The organism is Mesorhizobium sp. M0587 (genome assembly GCF_040320945.1).
Classification (GTDB): domain Bacteria; phylum Pseudomonadota; class Alphaproteobacteria; order Rhizobiales; family Rhizobiaceae; genus Mesorhizobium.
This window is the reverse complement of the sequence record NZ_JAMYQP010000015.1, coordinates 30,583-47,582: the sequence shown is the minus strand read 5'-3', so window position 1 is coordinate 47,582 and position 17,000 is coordinate 30,583. Positions and strand designations below refer to the sequence as shown.

Annotated in this window: 18 protein-coding genes; 9 read left to right on the top strand and 9 right to left on the bottom strand. The window is 63.9% G+C overall.

Features of this window, described 5'->3' with window-relative positions:
- Nucleotides 1–7: 7 nt before the first annotated feature.
- Nucleotides 8–1,153, top strand: a complete 1,146-nt coding sequence (locus NKI49_RS15890) for an extracellular solute-binding protein (RefSeq protein WP_352604036.1) — start codon at nt 8–10, stop codon at nt 1,151–1,153.
- A 102-nt stretch (nt 1,154–1,255) separates the two neighbouring features.
- Here NKI49_RS15890 and NKI49_RS15885 read toward each other — a convergent pair whose 3' ends face one another.
- Both NKI49_RS15885 and NKI49_RS15880 read right to left on the bottom strand, forming a co-directional pair.
- Nucleotides 1,256–2,095 (bottom strand): amidohydrolase family protein, encoded by an 840-nt coding sequence (locus tag NKI49_RS15885; protein WP_352603960.1) that lies wholly within the window; start codon nt 2,093–2,095, stop codon nt 1,256–1,258.
- A gap of 64 nt (nt 2,096–2,159) precedes the next feature.
- Complete coding sequence (locus tag NKI49_RS15880) at nt 2,160–2,945, bottom strand: IclR family transcriptional regulator (RefSeq protein ID WP_352603962.1); 786 nt, start codon at nt 2,943–2,945, stop codon at nt 2,160–2,162.
- Nucleotides 2,946–3,114: 169 nt separating this feature from the next.
- On the opposite strand from NKI49_RS15880, the gene NKI49_RS15875 reads away from it, so the two are divergent.
- The 8 genes from NKI49_RS15875 to NKI49_RS15840 all read left to right on the top strand — a co-directional run bounded on the left by NKI49_RS15875 (nt 3,115) and on the right by NKI49_RS15840 (nt 10,409).
- Nucleotides 3,115–4,434 carry an ABC transporter substrate-binding protein gene (locus tag NKI49_RS15875; protein ID WP_352603964.1) on the top strand — a complete coding sequence of 440 codons (1,320 nt, stop codon included), beginning with the start codon at nt 3,115–3,117 and terminating at the stop codon, nt 4,432–4,434.
- Nucleotides 4,435–4,566: 132 nt separating this feature from the next.
- Complete coding sequence (locus NKI49_RS15870) at nt 4,567–5,463, top strand: carbohydrate ABC transporter permease (RefSeq protein WP_352603966.1); 897 nt, start codon at nt 4,567–4,569, stop codon at nt 5,461–5,463.
- Nucleotides 5,463–6,329 carry a carbohydrate ABC transporter permease gene (locus tag NKI49_RS15865; protein WP_352603968.1) on the top strand — a complete coding sequence of 289 codons (867 nt, stop codon included), beginning with the start codon at nt 5,463–5,465 and terminating at the stop codon, nt 6,327–6,329. Before NKI49_RS15870 ends, NKI49_RS15865 begins: the two co-directional genes overlap by 1 nt.
- Nucleotides 6,330–6,333: 4 nt before the next feature.
- The gene (locus NKI49_RS15860) at nt 6,334–7,431 is read left to right on the top strand and encodes an ABC transporter ATP-binding protein (RefSeq protein WP_352603970.1); all 1,098 of its coding nucleotides are present in this window, start codon (nt 6,334–6,336) and stop codon (nt 7,429–7,431) included.
- Nucleotides 7,432–7,436: 5 nt separating this feature from the next.
- On the top strand, nt 7,437–8,549 hold the full coding sequence (locus NKI49_RS15855) for a mandelate racemase/muconate lactonizing enzyme family protein (RefSeq protein ID WP_352603972.1): 1,113 nt from the start codon (nt 7,437–7,439) through the stop codon (nt 8,547–8,549).
- 9 nt (nt 8,550–8,558) lie between these two features.
- A complete protein-coding gene (locus NKI49_RS15850) occupies nt 8,559–8,888 on the top strand; it encodes an L-rhamnose mutarotase (protein ID WP_352603974.1) in 330 nt (109 codons plus the stop codon).
- Nucleotides 8,881–9,957 (top strand): Gfo/Idh/MocA family protein, encoded by a 1,077-nt coding sequence (locus NKI49_RS15845; RefSeq protein ID WP_352603976.1) that lies wholly within the window; start codon nt 8,881–8,883, stop codon nt 9,955–9,957. The genes NKI49_RS15850 and NKI49_RS15845 overlap by 8 nt, the downstream gene beginning before the upstream one ends.
- A complete protein-coding gene (locus NKI49_RS15840; RefSeq protein WP_352604038.1) occupies nt 9,954–10,409 on the top strand; it encodes a MaoC/PaaZ C-terminal domain-containing protein in 456 nt (151 codons plus the stop codon). Before NKI49_RS15845 ends, NKI49_RS15840 begins: the two co-directional genes overlap by 4 nt.
- 165 nt (nt 10,410–10,574) lie before the next feature.
- Here the strand turns inward: NKI49_RS15840 and doeB are convergent, their stop codons facing one another.
- The 7 genes from doeB to ehuC form a co-directional block, all read right to left on the bottom strand.
- The gene (doeB, locus tag NKI49_RS15835; protein ID WP_502899543.1) at nt 10,575–11,582 is read right to left on the bottom strand and encodes a N(2)-acetyl-L-2,4-diaminobutanoate deacetylase DoeB; all 1,008 of its coding nucleotides are present in this window, start codon (nt 11,580–11,582) and stop codon (nt 10,575–10,577) included.
- Nucleotides 11,582–12,760 (bottom strand): ectoine hydrolase DoeA, encoded by a 1,179-nt coding sequence (gene doeA / locus NKI49_RS15830; RefSeq protein WP_352603980.1) that lies wholly within the window; start codon nt 12,758–12,760, stop codon nt 11,582–11,584. Before doeA ends, doeB begins: the two co-directional genes overlap by 1 nt.
- 135 nt (nt 12,761–12,895) lie before the next feature.
- The gene (gene eutC / locus NKI49_RS15825; RefSeq protein ID WP_352603982.1) at nt 12,896–13,888 is read right to left on the bottom strand and encodes an ectoine utilization protein EutC; all 993 of its coding nucleotides are present in this window, start codon (nt 13,886–13,888) and stop codon (nt 12,896–12,898) included.
- Nucleotides 13,885–14,871 carry a hydroxyectoine utilization dehydratase EutB gene (eutB, locus tag NKI49_RS15820; RefSeq protein ID WP_352603984.1) on the bottom strand — a complete coding sequence of 329 codons (987 nt, stop codon included), beginning with the start codon at nt 14,869–14,871 and terminating at the stop codon, nt 13,885–13,887. The genes eutC and eutB overlap by 4 nt, the downstream gene beginning before the upstream one ends.
- Nucleotides 14,872–14,876: 5 nt before the next feature.
- On the bottom strand, nt 14,877–15,656 hold the full coding sequence (gene eutA, locus NKI49_RS15815) for an ectoine utilization protein EutA (RefSeq protein ID WP_352603986.1): 780 nt from the start codon (nt 15,654–15,656) through the stop codon (nt 14,877–14,879).
- 3 nt (nt 15,657–15,659) lie between these two features.
- Entirely contained in the window at nt 15,660–16,319 is a 660-nt protein-coding gene (gene ehuD / locus NKI49_RS15810; protein WP_352603988.1) for an ectoine/hydroxyectoine ABC transporter permease subunit EhuD, read from the bottom strand.
- 16 nt (nt 16,320–16,335) lie between these two features.
- A complete protein-coding gene (gene ehuC / locus NKI49_RS15805; RefSeq protein WP_352603990.1) occupies nt 16,336–16,995 on the bottom strand; it encodes an ectoine/hydroxyectoine ABC transporter permease subunit EhuC in 660 nt (219 codons plus the stop codon).
- Nucleotides 16,996–17,000: the final 5 nt, after the last annotated feature.

Sequence of the window (17,000 nt, the reverse complement as noted above, 5' to 3'; positions counted from 1 at the left end):
CAAAGGCATGACCTGGAGCCATCCGCGCGGCTATGATCCGATGGTCGCCTGCTCTTCGCTCTGGGAGCAGAAGACCGGTGTTGCCATCGTCTGGGACAAGCGTTCGCTGCAGGATTTTGAATCCTTCCCGGTCGAGGAGCTGGCGCGCGCCTACGATCTCATCGTCATCGACCATCCGCATGTCGGCCAGATCACGGCGGAGCGCTGCCTTGCGCCGCTGGATGTCGCCGGCCGCGAGGCGGAGCGTGCCGCGCTCGCCTCGGGCAGCGTCGGCCAGTCTTATCCGAGCTACAACTGGCACGGGAGGCAATGGGCGTTTCCGATCGATGCGGCCAGCCAGGTCCAGGCCTGGCGGCCGGATGCGCTCGATGCGCCGCCGGCGCGGTGGAGCGACGTGCTCGACCTTGCCCGGCAAGGAAGCGTGCTGCTGCCGCTGCGGCCACCCCATGCGCTGATGGTGTTCTACACGCTGGCCGGCAATCTCGGTCATCCCTGCGCGACCGATCCATCCCGTGACCTTATCGGCACCGCGGCCGGCAGCGAAGCCTTCGAAGCGATGTGCGAGATCGCCGCCTTGGTCGACCCGGCTTGCATCGAGATGGATCCGATCGCCGTTTCGGAACGGATGACGGAAGCTGGTTCCCGTATCGTCTGCGCGCCGCTGATCTATGGCTACGTCTCCTATGCGGTGGCGGGTTTTCGTGCACGGCGGCTGGCCTTCGGCGACATCCCGGTCATCGGTTCGACTGGCCCTGTCGGCTCAGCGCTCGGCGGCACCGGCATAGCCGTGTCGGCCTTTTCCAAGGCAAAAAAAGCCGCGATCGATTTTGCCTATTGGATCGCCAGCGGCGATGTCCAGCGTGGTCTTTACGCCGCCGCCGGCGGACAGCCCGGCCATGCGGCGGCCTGGAAGGACCAGACCGTCAACGCCACGGCCGGCGATTTCTACCGCGAAACGCGCGCGACACTTAAAGGCGCATGGGTGCGGCCGCGCCATGACGGCTACATGGCATTCCAGCAGGCGGCGTCCGACCGCCTCCTTTCCGGCATGGCCGCCGGGCATAAGGCCCGACAGGTCGTCGATGATCTCAATCGCCTGTTCCGGCAGAGTTCTCCGGCGCAGGTGTCCAGTGCTGCGAGCGGGAAAACCTGAACGAACCCAACGGAGGAGAACAGGACGGCAGGATCGCGCCACAAAAAACCTCGGCGATTGGTGAACCGTGTCGCAGGAATAACGACATCCCCTGTTGGCCGGTTAGGCAAGCCGCCAGAGCTTGCGGGCATTCGCCGACAACAGCCTGTCGCGCTCGGCAATGGTGCAGCCCGAAAGCAGCGCATGGGTCGCCGCCACCCAGGTCGACAGGCCGCCACCAAGCGTGCAGACCGGCCAGTCGCTGCCCCAGACGACACGGTCCCAGCCGAATGAATTGATGGTGTGCTCGACGTAGGGCCGCAGCGTCTCTACGGTCCAGCTGCCGGGATCGGCATAGGCGACGACACCGGAAATCTTGGCCATGACATTCGGGCGCCGCGCGATCTCGCTCATGTGCCTGCGCCACGGATGCTCGCCATTGCCCTTGATGTCGGGAACGCCGCAATGATCGAGGACGAATTGGACATCGGGTGCCAGGTCGGCAAGCGCGATCGCCTTCGGGATCTGATGCGGCAGCACGACCAGGTCGAAGGTCAGGCCGGTGCCGCCAAGCCGCTTGATGTTGTCGCGAAACACTGCGCCTTCGGACAGGTCGTCGGGCACGACGTGGAGAACCCGGCGGAAACCTTTGACGAAGGGATTTGCCCGCTGCCGCTCGAGATGAGCGGCAAAGCCAGCCTCTTCCGGCCGGCAGGATGCGATCGCCCCGGCCAACATGCTGCCGGGCTGCCGCGACAGCCCTTCGACACGAGCGATCTCGGCCTCTATGTCGGCCGGATCGACATCGACCTCCATATGCAGTACGCGCTCGACGCCGACGCGGTGCGCCTCCACGGCATATTCCTCATAGGAGAAATCGCGGTTGAGCGCCGGCACGCCGGCAAGCCAGGGATAGCGCAGAACCGAGCGATCGATCAGATGCAGATGGGTGTCGATGATCATCGTGGGCTCCTCCTCCGGGCTTTTCCAATCATCTCACGGGGGAATTCTTCATTCAAATAAGAATTCATGCCGACGAGCCGACGGCCGACCCCGCAAGGTGCGACAGCCTTTCACACGTTGCCAGCAACAGCTCGATGGTCCTTGTGATATCGGGCGCGGAAGGCGCGTTGACGACGGTGATGTAAGGGATCGACAGCGCCGCGATCGCCTTGCCGTCGGAACCGCGCACCGGCGCCGACAGGTTGAAGACACCAGCGGTCTGCATCGAGGCCATCATCTCGTAACCACGGTCGCGGATCTGGTCGAGACGGGCGAAGAACTCGGCCGGTTGCGCCGTCTTGTCGGTGCTGCGGACATGTTCCGATATCATCATCTGCCGCTCTTCTGGCGAGCGGAACGCCAGCAACACATGGCCCGAGCCGGTGTCGAACAGGCTGATGTGGGCACCGACCCGGATCGAAATCCCCCAATAGTTCGGCGCCTCCTGCTGACCGATCACGACAGCGGAACCACGATCGAAAACAACGAGTTGGTTGGCCTGCTGCGAGACCTCGGCCAGTTCGCGCATCAGCGGCGTGGCGTAGGAAACCAGCCGCCGGACGGGAGCGTGCAACTGCGCCAGGCCGAACAGCTTGAGTGTCAGCGAATAGCGGTCGCCGTCGAGCCGCGTGACATAGCCGCGCCGCACCAGCCGGTCGAGCATGCGGTAGAATTCGTTGGGGCTGCGGTCGAGTTTCTTGGCGATTTCGGCCTGCGTCAGGCCGCCATCGACGCCGGCCAGCAGTTCAAGGATGTCGAGCCCCTTGTCGAGCGCCGGCGCGCGATAGCGCTCGTCTTCGCTGTCGTCCATGGCTCGTCCCTCCGGTGAATTCTGCCCTTCATATACGCAGGAACGCGCCCGGCGGAAACAAATTTTCGCCTTGACGTATCCGTGAATGTTTTGTTTGTATATGAATGTAGCACTCTTGTCATCGAGACGAGTTGCGGTCGCCGCTGAGGCGCACCAAGGGAGGATACCAATGAACAGACTGCTTTCCGGCGTGTGTGCCGGCGCATTGTTGCTTGCATTCGGTGCAGGCGCTGCCCTTGCCGGCGACCTGCCCGGCAAATTCGAAGGCGTCACCATCGACGCCAAGCTGATCGGCGGCCAGCAGTACGAAAAGCTCTACGAGCGAATCCCCGAATGGGAGAAGCTGACCGGCGCCAAAGTCAACATCCTGACCAAGAAGAACGGCTTCGATATCGACAAGGAGCTCAAGTCCGACATCGCTTCGGGCAGCACCAACTGGTGCGTCGGCTGGAACCATTCGTCGTTCGCGCCGCAGTATACGGGCCTCTATACCGACCTCGGCATGCTCTTGCCCAAGGAAGAGATCGAAGCCTTCGTGCCATCGACGATCAAAGCGGCGACCATCGACGGCAAGCTGGAGATGCTGCCGCGCGCGCAGTTCGACGTTTCGGCGCTCTATTACCAGAAGAGCCTCTACGAGAACGCCGACAACAAGACCAAGTTCAAGGCCAAATACGGCTACGACCTGGTGCCGCCGGACAGCTGGAAGGAAGTCGCCGAGCAGGCCGAGTTCTTCGCCAACCCGCCCAATTTTTACGGCACGCAGTTCGCCGGCAAGGAAGAGGCCATCAACGGCCGCTTCTACGAGATGGTGGTCGCCGAGGGCGGCGAGTATCTCGACAAGGACGGCAAGCCCGTCTTCAATTCCGAGGCGGGCATCCGGGCGCTCGACTGGTTCGTCAACCTCTACAAGGCCAAGGCCGTGCCGGCCGGCACGACCAATTATCTTTGGGACGATCTCGGCCAGGGCTTTGCGTCCGGCACCGTCGCCATCAATCTCGACTGGCCGGGCTGGGCCGGCTTCTTCAACGATCCGAAGTCGTCGAAGGTCGCCGGCAATGTCGGCGTCAAGGTCGCGCCGAAGGGATCTTCGGGCAAGCGCACCGGCTGGTCCGGGTTCCACGGTTTCTCGGTGACCGAGAACTGCCCGAACAAGGAGGCAGCGGCCTCGCTGGTGTGGTGGCTGACCAATGAGGACAGCCAGAAGCTCGAAGCGGCCGCGGGCCCGCTGCCGACCCGCACGGCCGTGTGGGACTGGGACCTGAAGCAGGCCGAAAACGATCCTTACAAGAAGGAGGTCCTCTCCGCCTTCCAGGAGGAGGCCACGCACGCCTTCGCCGTGCCGCAGACGCCCGAGTGGATCGAAATCTCGAACGCCGTCTATCCCGAGCTGCAGGCGGCTATCCTTGGCGACAAGACCTCCAAGCAGGCGCTGGATGATGCCGCCGCCAAGGCGACGCAGATCCTCGAGGACGCCGGCAAGCTGTAGCAATCGCTCCCAAGACCGCCTCCCCCATCTGGAATGTGGGGGAGGCGATCACGTCTTGCGGTAGCCCTACCCTGGCCCGGGCCTCGACGAGCACGAGGCCGATAGTTGAATGCAATACCTCACGGAATCCCGATGAAAGGCTTCAAGCCATCCGCGCCATTCCTGCTGCTGCTTCCGGCGATGATCGTGCTGGCGGCGGTCGTCGTGGTGCCGTTGCTGTTGTCGCTCTATTCCAGCTTCACGCCTTTCCGGCTGACACGGCCCGAGACGTTCTTCGTCTTCGTCGGCTTCAGGAATTATCTTTCGATCCTGGCCAATACCGATTTCTGGTGGGCGTTCGGCCGCACGGTGCTGCTGCTGACGATCGCGCTCAATCTCGAAATGCTGCTCGGCCTCGGCCTCGCCATGCTGGTCGAGAAGGCGACTCGCGGGCAGCGCATTTTGCGCACGCTGATGATGTTTCCGATGATGTTCTCGCCGATCCTCGTCGGCTTCCAGTTCAAGTTCATGTTCAACGACAATATCGGCCTGGTGAACAATGCCTTGCAGTCGCTCGGGCTTGCCAGGGACGCCATACCGTGGCTGATCGAGGGTCATCTCGCCTTCATCGCCATCTCGATCGCAGAGATCTGGTCGTCGACGGCGATCTTCGCCATCCTGATCCTGGCCGGACTGCTCGCCATGCCCAAGGAGCCGGTCGAGGCGGCGCGGGTCGACGGCTGCACGCCGTGGCAGACATTCCGCTATGTGACATGGCCGTTCGTCATGCCTTTCGCCTACATCGCCATGACCATCCGCTCGCTCGACGTGGCGCGCGCCTATGACATCGTCAAGATCATGACGGATGGCGGACCGGCGGGCCGCACCGAGCTGCTGTGGACGCTGGTAGCGCGCACCGCCTACAGCGACGGGCGCATGGGCATGGCTAACGCCATGGCCTATTTCTCGATCCTGCTGTCGATCGCCTTCACCGTCTATTTCTTCAACAAGCTTGCCGCGGCGCGCACGCAGATCGGTGCTGAGTGGTGATGGACGAGAATTCTTCCGCCCGCCTGAAGCGCCGGCTCACGGGCGTCGTCTATCGCATTGGCCTGTTCCTGGCGATGCTGACCATCTGCCTGCCCGGCCTGTGGATCGTGCTGTCGTCGCTGCGGCCGACGGTCGAGATCATGGCCAAGCCGCCGGTGTGGATTCCGCAGGAGATCTCGTTCGACGCCTATGTCGCCATGTTCAGCGGCATCGGCAAGGGCGGCATCCCGGTCATCGAATATTTCCGCAACTCGCTGATCATCTCGGTGACTTCGACGGCCATTGCGGTCGCCATCGGCATGGCCGGCGGCTACGCCTTCGCGCGTTACCGATTTCGCGGCAAATCCGGCGTCTTCCTCGGCCTGATGCTGACGCGCACGGTGCCGGGCATCGCGCTGTCGCTGCCGCTGTTCTTCCTGTATGTGCGGCTCGGCATCATCGACACGCATTTCGGGCTGATCCTGGCCTATGTCGCGCTCAACGTGCCGTTCACGATCTGGCTGATCGACGGCTTCTTTCGCCAGGTGCCGAAGGATCTTGCGGAAGCGGCGCAGATCGACGGCTGCACGCGATGGCAGGCCTTCTGGCAGGTCGAGTTCCCGCTTGCCGGTCCGGGCATCGCGTCGGCCGCAATCTTCGCCTTCCTGACCTGCTGGAACGAGTTCGCGCTGGCCTCGCAGCTGACCCGCTCGGTGAGCGCCAAGACGCTGCCGGTCGGCCTGCTCGACTATACCGCCGAATTCACCATCGACTGGCGCGGCATGTGCGCGCTCGCCGTGGTGATGATCATTCCGGCGCTCACCCTCACCTACATCGTCCAGAAACACCTTGTCGGCGGCCTGACCTCCGGCGCGGTGAAAGGCTGATCCAATGGCAACCGTTTCCCTCAGCAAACTGACCAAGCGCTACGGCAATATCGGGATCGTGCACGGCATCGATCTCGATATCGCGGACCGCGAGTTCATCGCATTGGTCGGCCCCTCCGGCTGCGGCAAGTCGACGACACTGCGCATGATCGCGGGGCTCGAAGAGATCAGCGCCGGCTCGATCGAGATCGGCGGGCGCGTCGTCAACGACCTGCCGCCGCGCTCGCGCAACATCTCGATGGTGTTCCAGTCCTACGCGCTCTACCCGCACATGACGGTGCGCGAGAATCTCGGCTTCTCGCTGAAGATCGCGGGTGCGGCCAAGGAGGACATGGACCGCCGCGTCGCCGAGGCGTCGGCCATCCTCGGTCTCGACACGCTGCTCGACCGCCGACCGTCGCAACTGTCCGGCGGCCAGCGCCAGCGTGTCGCCATGGGCCGCGCCATCGTGCGCGACCCCGACGTATTCCTGTTCGATGAGCCGCTTTCCAACCTCGACGCCAAATTGCGCACGCAGATGCGCACCGAGATCAAGAAACTGCATGCCAAGGTGCAATCGACGGTGATCTACGTCACCCATGACCAGGTCGAGGCGATGACGCTCGCCGACCGCATCGTCATCATGCGCGACGGCCATATCGAACAGGTCGGCACGCCCGACGAGGTGTTCCGGCGGCCGGCGACGCGCTTTGTCGCCGGCTTCATCGGCTCGCCGCCGATGAACCTGCACGAGGCCACGATCGATGACGGCCAGCTGGTTTTCGCCAGCGGCGAAAGACTGCCGCTGCCCGGCCAGTTCAGGGCCAATGTCGCGACTGGCGAAAAGATCGTGTTCGGGCTGCGGCCGGACGACATCTATCCGACCGGCCATGGCATCAGTTCCGGCGGCGCGGCCGACGTCCACCAGATCGAACTGCCGACCACGGTCACCGAGCCGCTCGGCAACGAGACGCTGGTGTTCGTCGAGTTCAACGGTATGGACTGGGTGTCACGCATGCTGAACCCGCGACCGCTGCGGTCGGGCGAGCGGGTCGCCATGAGCCTCGACCTGTCGCAGGCGCATCTGTTTGCCGCCGACACCGGAAAGACATTGCGGAGCTGACCGGCATGGCCAAGATCGAGAAAGTCGAACTGCGGATGGTGGACCTTGTGCCCAAGGTCAAACGCACCGATGCCATCCAGAGTTTCGTCAGCCAGGAAACGCCCATCGTGACGATCACCGATTCCGACGGTGCGGTGGGCACCGGCTACAGCTACACGATCGGCACCGGCGGCTCGTCAGTGATGCGGCTTTTGTCCGACCATCTGGCGCCGCGCCTGATCGGCCGCGACCCCGACATGATCGAGGCGATCTGGCACGATCTCGAATTCGCCACCCATGCCACGACGATCGGCGCGATCACGGCCATCGCGATCGCGGCGATCGATACCGCGCTGTGGGATCTGCGGGCGAAGAAGCAGGAATTGCCGCTGTGGAAGCTGGCCGGCGGCGCCAAGGACCGCTGTCCGCTCTACACGACCGAAGGCGGCTGGCTGCACATCGAGACGCAGGCGCTGGTCGACGACGCGCTGGCCGCCAAGGAAAAGGGCTTTCGCGGCTCGAAGGTGAAGATCGGCAAGCCGCACGGCTCCGAAGATCTCGCCCGCCTGGCGGCGGTGCGCACGGCGGTCGGCGACGGCTACGAAATCATGACCGACGCCAATCAGGGCTTTTCGGTCGACGAGGCGATCCGGCGCGCCGCAAGGCTGCGCGAACTCGATCTTGCCTGGATCGAGGAGCCGCTGCCGGCCGACGACATCGATGGGCATGTGCGGCTGTCGAACTCGACGCCGACGCCTATCGCCATCGGCGAGTCGCTCTATTCCATCCGGCATTTCCGTGAATACATGCAGAAGGGCGCCTGTTCGGTCGTGCAGGTCGATGTCGGCCGCATCGGCGGCATCACGCCCTGGCTCAAGGTCGCCCATGCGGCGGAGACCTTCGACATTCCGGTCTGCCCGCATTTCCTGATGGAATTGCATGTCAGCCTGGCCTGCGCTGTTCAGAACGGCCGGTATGTCGAGTACATTCCGCAACTCGACCAGTTGACCGGCAAGCGCATGCGCATCGAGGATGGGCAGGCGCTGGCGCCCGACGAGCCCGGCATCGGCATCGATTGGGACTGGGACGCAGTCAAGGCCATGAGCATCGCCGAATTCACCACGGCGATCACGAAATAGGAGACGGGCATGCAGCGGATGGGGATGGTTCTGGGGCTGAAGCCGGAAAAGGTCGAGGAGTATGTCCGCCTCCATGCCGCCGTCTGGCCCGACGTGCTGACCATGATCTCGGCCTGCAACATCAAGAACTACTCGATCTACCTGAAGCGGCCGGAGAACCTGCTTTTCAGCACTTTCGAATATCACGGCACCGACTATGCCGCCGACATGGCCAAGATGGCTGCCGACCCCAGGACGCAGGAATGGTGGGCCGTCTGCATGCCTTGCCAGGAGCCGCTGGCGACCCGCAAGGAGGGCGAATGGTGGGCTGCGATGGACGAGGTCTTCCACCATGACTGAAAGCGATTTCGACCCTGCCTCACTGGTCCAATCCTGGCCCAAGCCCACAGAATCCCGGCCGATCGTCACCTTCGGCGCCGGATCGATCGTCGGCGACGCGCATTTCCCGGCCTACCGGAAGGCCGGCTTCCCGATCGCCGGGCTTTATGATCCCGATCACGCCAAGGCGGAAAAGCTGGCCAGCCAATGGGGTGTGACCACCTTCCGCACGCCCGAGGAAGCGGTCGCCGTCGAAGGTGCTATCTTCGATCTAGCAACACCGCCCGCCCGCCATGCCGATGTGCTGAAGGCCTTGCCTGACGGCGCCGTGGCGCTGATCCAGAAGCCGATGGGCAGCAGCCTTGCCGAGGCGACCGCAATCCTCGAGATCTGCCGTTCCAAGAAACTGCAGGCCGCGGTGAACTTCCAGGGGCGGTTCGCTCCGATGATGCTGGCGCTGAAGGATGCCATCGCCAAGGGCTGGCTCGGCGAGATTGTCGACTTTGACGTCTGGCTCGCGCTGGCGACACCGTGGCAGCTGTGGGAATTCCTGCTCAAGGCACCGCGCGTCGAGATCGCCATGCATTCGATCCACTATCTCGACCTGATCCGGCAGCTGCTCGGCGACCCGCGGGGTGTGCACGCCAAGACGCTCGGCCACCCCAACCATGCGGTGGCGCAGACACGTACCAGCGCCATCCTCGACTATGGCGATACCGTGCGCTGCGCACTGTCGATCAACCACGATCACAAGTTCGGCCGTCGGCACCAGGCCTCAGAATTCCGCATTTGCGGCACCGAGGGCGCGGCCTATGTCAAACTCGGCCTCAACCTCGACTATCCGCGCGGGGAACCGGATGTGCTGGAGATCTACCCGAAGGGCGGGACCGACTGGATCGCCGTGCCCCTGGCCGGCGAGTGGTTCCCCGATGCCTTCGTCGGCCGCATGGCCAATGTCCAGCGTTTCGCGGCGGGCGAGGACGCGACGCTGATCAGCCCGGTCGAGGATGCGTGGAGCACGATGGCGCTGGTCGAAGCGGCCTATCAGTCGAGCGCGGCACCAGCGACGCCGATCGCGGAAAGACTCTGATGGAACAGATTCAGTATTTCGAGGACTACGAGGTGGGCTCCTCTCGGCTGACCAGCGGCCGCACCATCACCGAGACCGACTTCATCGTCCATGCCGGCCACACCGGCGATTTCTTCCCGCATCACATGGACGCCGAGTTCATGAAGACGAAGCCGTTCGGCCAGCGCATCGCCCACGGCACGCTGGTGTTCTCTGTCGGCATCGGATTGACGGCAACCATCGTCAACCCGGTCGCCTTTTCCTACGGCTACGACCGGCTGCGTTTCATCAAGCCGGTGTTCATCGGCGACACGATCCGCACGCGCACCACCATCGCGGCCAAGGAAGACGACCCGAAACGACCGGGTTCTGGACGGGTGATCGAACGCTGCGAGGTAATCAACCAGCGCGACGAAGTGGTGCTGGCGGCCGACCACATCTACATCGTCGAACGCAAGCCGGCGCAGGGCTGAAGCTGGGACTGTTCTTATGAGCCGGTGGCGCGCGCGGTAATGCGCTCGAGTCCGAGCAGCAGGACCAGCGCGCGCCGCCCAGGTTCCTGGATATGAGTATCCGCGTATCCGCAGTCGCATCCCCGAGGAGTCCTGGACGTTTCCTGCGATCGAGCCCCCCGAGTATCAATCGACCAGCACGGCCACCACGGCAGTGCAGTCGCCGGCCTTGACCAGCCCGGGAAAATGGCGCGCCGCCAGCAGGCCCGACATCCTTGCCCTGATTTCCTGCGGGGCGGAGCCGGTGCGGCCGACGGAATGGATGCGCGCCAGAACCTGGCCCTCTTCGACGGGCTCTCCGAGATCGACCATGGTTTCGATCATGCCGTCGTCCTCGGCGAAGGAGAAGCAATCGCCCGATGGCATGTCGAGCCATTGCGTCGGGCTCTTCTCGACCGCACCAGCGACAATGCCGGCGTGGCGCAGCACATTGAGGACGCCGCGCCGGGCAATGCGAACGGTCTCGGCACGCGAGGTGCCGCCGCCGCCGAGCTCGGTGGTGATGAACAGCTTACCCATGTCTTCGGCGGCGGTGTCGAACATGCCAACCGCGTCGATCTCCAGCATCTTCATCGACCAGGGCGCGGAGAATGCTTCGACCGCGGCGAAGCCCTGCGCTTCCAGCGCCTTGTCGGGCCGTATATGCGCCGCACAAAACGGCACGAAGTCGAGCGTCTTGCCGCCGGAATGGAAATCGAGCGCAATATCGGAGCGAGGCAGCAGCTCGCGCTGGAAATAGTCGGCGATCTTCTCGGTCACCGTGCCATCCGGCCGGCCGGGAAAGCTGCGGTTCATGTTGCCCTTGTCGATCGGCGACGTGCGCGTGCCGGCGCGGAACGCCGGATAGTTCATCGCCGGCACGATGATGACCGTACCGCTGACCTGCCTGGGATCGAGCGTGCGGGCGAGTTCGTAGAGGGCCAGCGGCCCTTCATACTCGTCGCCATGGTTGCCGCCGGTCAGAAGTGCCGACGGCCCCTTGCCGTTGCGGATGACGCAGATCGGGATCATGACCGAACCCCACGCCGAATCGTCCCGGCTGTAGGGCAGGCGCAGGAAACCATGCTGGACGCCGTCGCGGTCGAAATCGACGGTCGGCGTGACCGGTGATGGGCGCAGACTCGACATCGGCATCAATCCTTCACCACCAGCTTGCGCGGCACATTGGCCAGGCACTCCACACCGGTTTCGGTGATCAGGATGGATTCGGTGATTTCCAGCCCCATCGTCTCCAGCCAGAGGCCGGTCATGAAATGGAAGGTCATGCCGGGCTTGAGCTCGGTGCGGTCGCCCGGTCGCAGGCTCATCGTGCGTTCGCCCCAGTCCGGCGGATAGGACAGGCCGATCGGATAACCGGTGCGGTTGTCCTTGACGATGCCGTATTTCTTCAGAACGGCGAAGAAGGCGTTGGCAATGTCCTCGCAGGTGTTGCCGGGCCTGGCTGCCGCGAGCCCTGCTTCCATGCCTTCGAGCGTTGCCTTCTCGGCATCGAGGAATTCCTGTGTCGGTTTGCCAAGGAAGACGGTGCGCGACAGCGGGCAATGGTACCTGTTATAGCAGCCGGCGATCTCGAAGAAGGTGCCCTCGCCCCGCTTCATCGGTTTGTCGTCCCAGGTGAGATGCGGCGCCGAGGCATCCGCGCCCGACGGCAGCAGCGGCACGATCGCCGGGTAGTCGCCGCCAATCCCGTCAACGCCGCGCGTGCCGGCATCATAGATCTCGGCAACGAGATCGCATTTGCGCATGCCGACCTCGATTTTATCGACGATGCGCTGGTGCATGGCTTCGACGATGCGGGCGGCCTTGCGCATGTAGTCGATCTCGGTCGGGCTTTTCACCGCACGCTGCCAGTTGACCAAGGCGGTCGCATCGACGAAGCGGGCATTGGGCAAGTGCTTCTGCAGCGACGCGAAGGCGGCCGCGGAGAACCAGTAATTGTCCATTTCGACGCCAATGGTGAGCTTGCCCCAACCGCGGTCGGCAAGCACGCTGGACAGGAAGTCCATCGGGTGGCGCTCGGTCGACTGCACATAATGGTCGGCGTAGCCGACGATGTTGTCATGCGCGAGATAGGCGGTGCGCTTGGCGCCGTTGGCGTCCTGGCCGCGGCCGTACCAGACCGGCTCGCCCGATGGCGGTACGATGACCGCCTGGTGTACGTAGAACGACCAGCCGTCATAGCCGGTCAGCCAGGCCATGTTGGAAGGGTCGCTGACAACAAGAAGATCGACGCCCTTCGCCTCCATGGCTTTCCGCGTCTTGGCGAGGCGATCCGCATATTCGCCGCGCGAGAATTTCAGGTTAGGCATCATTCTTTTGCTTCCTAGTTTGTTGGGCATAGAGCCTGTTTCAACTTTGTTGAATCCGGCTCGTCGTCTGTTTCTTGTTTGCGCGTGATCTTTTCGGAAAACCGGTTCCCACTTTTCCGGATCACGCTTTGGCCAGCATCAGCTTTCGAAAGTGGTTCCGGAATTGGCCGCCCGCGCCCGGTCGCGAGCGAGCGTGGCGATCGCCGTGTCCTGCACGCCGGTGCCGGTCAGGTCGGCGATGGTGATGTCGCTGGCCGAGCGGCGGCCGTGTTTTGTGCCAGCGACGATTTGGCCGAGTTCGGTCACCTCGGCGTCGGCCGCCATCACGCCGGCTGCGATGGCATGGTGCAGTTCGCCCAGCCGCCGCGTCTGGCGAACGCTGTCGGCGACATAAAGGTCGGCCATGCGCAGGATTGCCGGGGCGATTTCGTTCTTGTGCTCGGCATCGGAGCCCATGGCGGTGATGTGCTGGCCCGCGGAAACGAAACCGGCCTTGATCAGCGGCTCGGTCGAGGGCGTCGTGGTGACGATGATGTCGGCATCGGCAACCGCCTGTGGCGCATCCGGCTCGGCGCGCACGTCCAGCCCAAGTTTTTCGCGCAAGGCGCCCGCTGTCGCCTCTGCCTTGGCGGCATCGCGCGCCCAGATGCGCGCCTCGGCGATCGGCCGGACCAGCATGAGCGCTTCGAGCTGCAGCCCGGCCTGGACACCGGCGCCGAAGATCGCCGCAACCGAGGAATCTGGCCGCGACAGATGCTTGGCCGCAACCGCCCCTGCGGCGGCCGTGCGCACATCGGTGAGATAGCCATTGTCGAGCAGCAGCGCTTCGACCAGGCCCGTTTTCGCCGACAGCAGCACCATCATGCCGTTGACGCTGGGCAGGCCGAGCTTCGGATTGTCGAAGAAGCCGGGGCTGATCTTGATGGCAAAACCGTCGATGCCGGGCACATAGGCGGTCTTCACATCGACCTCGCCGCGATGCTCGGGAATATCGAGGCGCATGATCGGCGGCATCGCAACCGGCAATGTGGCGAGCGCGCGGAAAGCATTCTCCACACAGGCGACGGCATCGAGGTCGAGCGTCACGATCAAGCGCAGTTCGGCTTCGGTGAGGATCGTTATCCGGCTCATGCGGCACGCTCCGTGATTGCTTCGCCGCAAACAATTTTGCGGTGCAGATCCATATCGATGTTACGGCCGGAGAGAAGCACGACCACCGGGCCGTTCGCCCTGACCTTGCCGGCGAGCAGCGCGGCGATGCCGACCGCGCCAGCGCCTTCGACGATCTCGCGCTCCTGCGCATAGGCATGGCGAATGCCGGCGGCGATCTCGTCCTCGTCGAGCAGGACGACGTCGTCGAGCAGGTCGCGACACATGGCGAAAGTCAGCCGGTTGTCGAGGCCGATGCCGCCGCCGAGCGAATCCGCCAATGTCGGCAACTCCTCCACCAGCACCGGCCGGCCGGCATCGAGGCTCGCCTTCATCGCCGCACCGCGCGCCATCGAGATGCCGATGACCTTTGTCGTTGGGCTGACGCCCTTGACGGCCGCGGCAATGCCGGCAGCCAGCCCGCCGCCAGACAAAGGCACCAGAACGAGGGTGGCGTCCGGGACCTGCTCGATCATCTCCAGCCCGAGCGTGCCTTGCCCGGCTATGATTGAAGGATGGTCGAAGGGCGGCAGCATGACCAACCCTTCTTGGGCCACCAGCCGCTCGACCTCTTGCTGCGCATCGTCCTGGCTGTTGCCGACGATGCGGATCTCGGCGCCAAGCCGGCGGATCTCGTCAAGCTTGTTGCCCGGCACCAGCCGCGACATGCAGATCACCGCGCGCATGCCTTCGAGGTTCGCGGCATGCGCCAGGGCCCGGCCGTGATTGCCGGTCGAAGCCGCGACAACGCCGCGTGCCCTCTCCTGCGCATTCAGCGAGGCGACGGCATTCGAGGCGCCGCGCAATTTGAAGGCGCCGGTGGTCTGGCGGTGCTCGAGCTTGAGGTGGACGGGAACGCCGAGACGCTCCGAGAGAGTTGGCGAAAGCACGGTCGGCGTGTGCTCGACCTTGCCGGCGATGCGCTCACGTGCGGCTCGGATATCGTCAAGTGTAACTGTAGTCATGATCATCAATCGCGCGGCAAAGCCAAGGTCATCAGCCGGCCGAACTCGGGGCGCGCCGTGTCGTCACCGCAAAGCCGCAGGCTGTTCCAGGCGGTTGCCTGATTGCTGGTCACCACCGGACGGCCGATCGCCTGTTCCATGCCCGTGACCGCGAGCGCGGCGCGCAGCGCCGTGCAGGACACGAACAGGGCTTCCGCCTGCGAATGTGTCGCCTGGCGTGCGAGGTCGACAAGGGCGGCCGGCGCGATGCGCGCCATCTCGCGGTCATCTTCGAAGCCAAGGCACGTGAAACTGACGACATCGAAACCGCGTTCCGCGAAATAGGCCGCCATCGGCCGGCTGGTCTCGATAGTATAGGGCGTGAGGATGCTGATCCTGCGCACGCCGAACGCATTCAGCCCGCGCACGCCAGCCATCGGCGGCGTGACAACTGGAACGCCGGGCTTGGCGGCCTGGATCGCCGTCTCGATCTCGGCATCGCCGATCACCACCGAGGCGGAGGTGCAGGAGTAGCAGATGGCGTCGAGCGGCTCGTCGGGCAGGATCAACGCGGCACCCGACGTCAGCGCCGGCTGCATCTTGCGCAAATTCTGCGGTGTCGTCGGGTTGGCGTAGGGGATGCGCGCGACATAGACGCCGATCCGTTCGCTTGCCACCATGCGGCGAAAATCCGGCTCGGTCGTATGATCGGTGGCGAGAATGATCAGGCCGACGCGCCGCTGCAGCGGGCGCTCATCGAGCGGCGGGCGGTTGGGCGCAAGCTTGATCTCCGGCAAGGGTTTCATCAATTATCTCTCGATCTTGCCGTAGCGGCGTTCCAGCCAGCGCAGCAGCACGACCGAACAAAGACTGATGGCGAGGAAAAAAGCGCCAACCAGCGTGATCGGCTCGATATAGCGGTAGTAAGTGTTGGCGACGCTTTTCGCCTGGTTCATCAGTTCCAGCACGGTGATCGCCGACAGTAGCGGCGTTTCCTTGAACATGGCGATGAAATAGTTGGCGAGCGCCGGGATCATCGGCGGGATCGCTTGCGGAATGATGATCTGGGTCCAGGTCTGCCTGGCGTTCAGATTGCACGCCTTGGCGGCCTCCCACTGGCCGCGCGGCACATTTTCGATGCCGGCGCGATAAACCTCGGCGGTGTAGGTGCCGTAGTGCAGCCCAAGACCGATCACGCCGGCTACAAGCGGCGGCAGCAGGATGCCGATGTCGGGCAGCACGTAGAAGATGAAATAGAGCTGCACAAGCAATGGCGTGCCGCGGATGAACTCGGCCAGGAAACCGACGGTGCGCGACAGCGCCTTGTTTGGCGAGCGACGCGCCAGCGCAATGCCCAGCCCGACGATCGCCGCCAGCACCGAGCCGAGCAGCGTCGCCAGGATGGTGATCTTCACCCCCTGGATCAGCGTCGGCAGGATCTGCCGGACAAAATCCCAATCCCATTCCATCAGCGGGCCCATTCCATCAGACGCGCACCCCGTCGAGGCCGCGCGCCATGCGGCGTTCCAGCGAGCGCACGCCCCATGAGATGAGTAGCGCCAGAACGAAATAGATGACCAGAATGGTGGTGAACGGCACCATGGTGTTGCCGGTTTGCGCTCGCACCACCTGCGCCTGGAAGGTCAAGTCGGCGAGCGAGATCAGCGAAACCACGGCAGTGGCTTTCAGAAGTTCGATGGCGTTGTTGCCGAATGTCGGCAGCATCACCAGAAACGCCTGCGGCAGGATGACGTGACGCAAGCCTTGCCAGCGGCCGAGATTGAGCGCGACACAGGCTTCATGCTGCTCGCGGCCGATCGATTGCACGGCGCCGCGCACGACTTCGGCGGCATAAGCGCCGACATTCAGGCCTAGCGCCAGCACGCCGGCTTGCAGCGGGGTCAGTTCGAAACCCAACAGTGGCAACACGAAATAAGCGAAGAACAGCTGCACGAAGATCGATGTGCCGCGGAAGAACTCGATATAGGCGGTGGCGAGCGCCCGCAGCGCGAAGAAACGCGACAGCCGCCCCATGCCGGCGAGAAAGGCCATGATCAGGGCAAGCACCGACCCCATCAGCGTCAGCTCGATGGTGACAAGCGCTCCCTGCAATATCAGGCCGAGATAGCCGGACCACTGGGTCATAAATT

Excerpts from the sequence above, each read along its gene's own strand:
- NKI49_RS15890 (WP_352604036.1), top strand. The coding sequence starts at position 8 with ATGACCTGGAGCCATCCGCGCGGCTATGATCCGATGGTCGCCTGCTCT.
- NKI49_RS15885 (WP_352603960.1), bottom strand. The coding sequence starts at position 2,095 with ATGATCATCGACACCCATCTGCATCTGATCGATCGCTCGGTTCTGCGC.
- NKI49_RS15880 (WP_352603962.1), bottom strand. The coding sequence starts at position 2,945 with ATGGACGACAGCGAAGACGAGCGCTATCGCGCGCCGGCGCTCGACAAG.
- NKI49_RS15875 (WP_352603964.1), top strand. The coding sequence starts at position 3,115 with ATGAACAGACTGCTTTCCGGCGTGTGTGCCGGCGCATTGTTGCTTGCA.
- NKI49_RS15870 (WP_352603966.1), top strand. The coding sequence starts at position 4,567 with ATGAAAGGCTTCAAGCCATCCGCGCCATTCCTGCTGCTGCTTCCGGCG.
- NKI49_RS15865 (WP_352603968.1), top strand. The coding sequence starts at position 5,463 with ATGGACGAGAATTCTTCCGCCCGCCTGAAGCGCCGGCTCACGGGCGTC.
- NKI49_RS15860 (WP_352603970.1), top strand. The coding sequence starts at position 6,334 with ATGGCAACCGTTTCCCTCAGCAAACTGACCAAGCGCTACGGCAATATC.
- NKI49_RS15855 (WP_352603972.1), top strand. The coding sequence starts at position 7,437 with ATGGCCAAGATCGAGAAAGTCGAACTGCGGATGGTGGACCTTGTGCCC.
- NKI49_RS15850 (WP_352603974.1), top strand. The coding sequence starts at position 8,559 with ATGCAGCGGATGGGGATGGTTCTGGGGCTGAAGCCGGAAAAGGTCGAG.
- NKI49_RS15845 (WP_352603976.1), top strand. The coding sequence starts at position 8,881 with ATGACTGAAAGCGATTTCGACCCTGCCTCACTGGTCCAATCCTGGCCC.
- doeB (WP_502899543.1), bottom strand. The coding sequence starts at position 11,582 with ATGCCGATGTCGAGTCTGCGCCCATCACCGGTCACGCCGACCGTCGAT.
- doeA (WP_352603980.1), bottom strand. The coding sequence starts at position 12,760 with ATGATGCCTAACCTGAAATTCTCGCGCGGCGAATATGCGGATCGCCTC.
- eutC (WP_352603982.1), bottom strand. The coding sequence starts at position 13,888 with ATGAGCCGGATAACGATCCTCACCGAAGCCGAACTGCGCTTGATCGTG.
- eutB (WP_352603984.1), bottom strand. The coding sequence starts at position 14,871 with ATGACTACAGTTACACTTGACGATATCCGAGCCGCACGTGAGCGCATC.
- eutA (WP_352603986.1), bottom strand. The coding sequence starts at position 15,656 with ATGAAACCCTTGCCGGAGATCAAGCTTGCGCCCAACCGCCCGCCGCTC.
- ehuD (WP_352603988.1), bottom strand. The coding sequence starts at position 16,319 with ATGGAATGGGATTGGGATTTTGTCCGGCAGATCCTGCCGACGCTGATC.
- ehuC (WP_352603990.1), bottom strand. The coding sequence starts at position 16,995 with ATGACCCAGTGGTCCGGCTATCTCGGCCTGATATTGCAGGGAGCGCTT.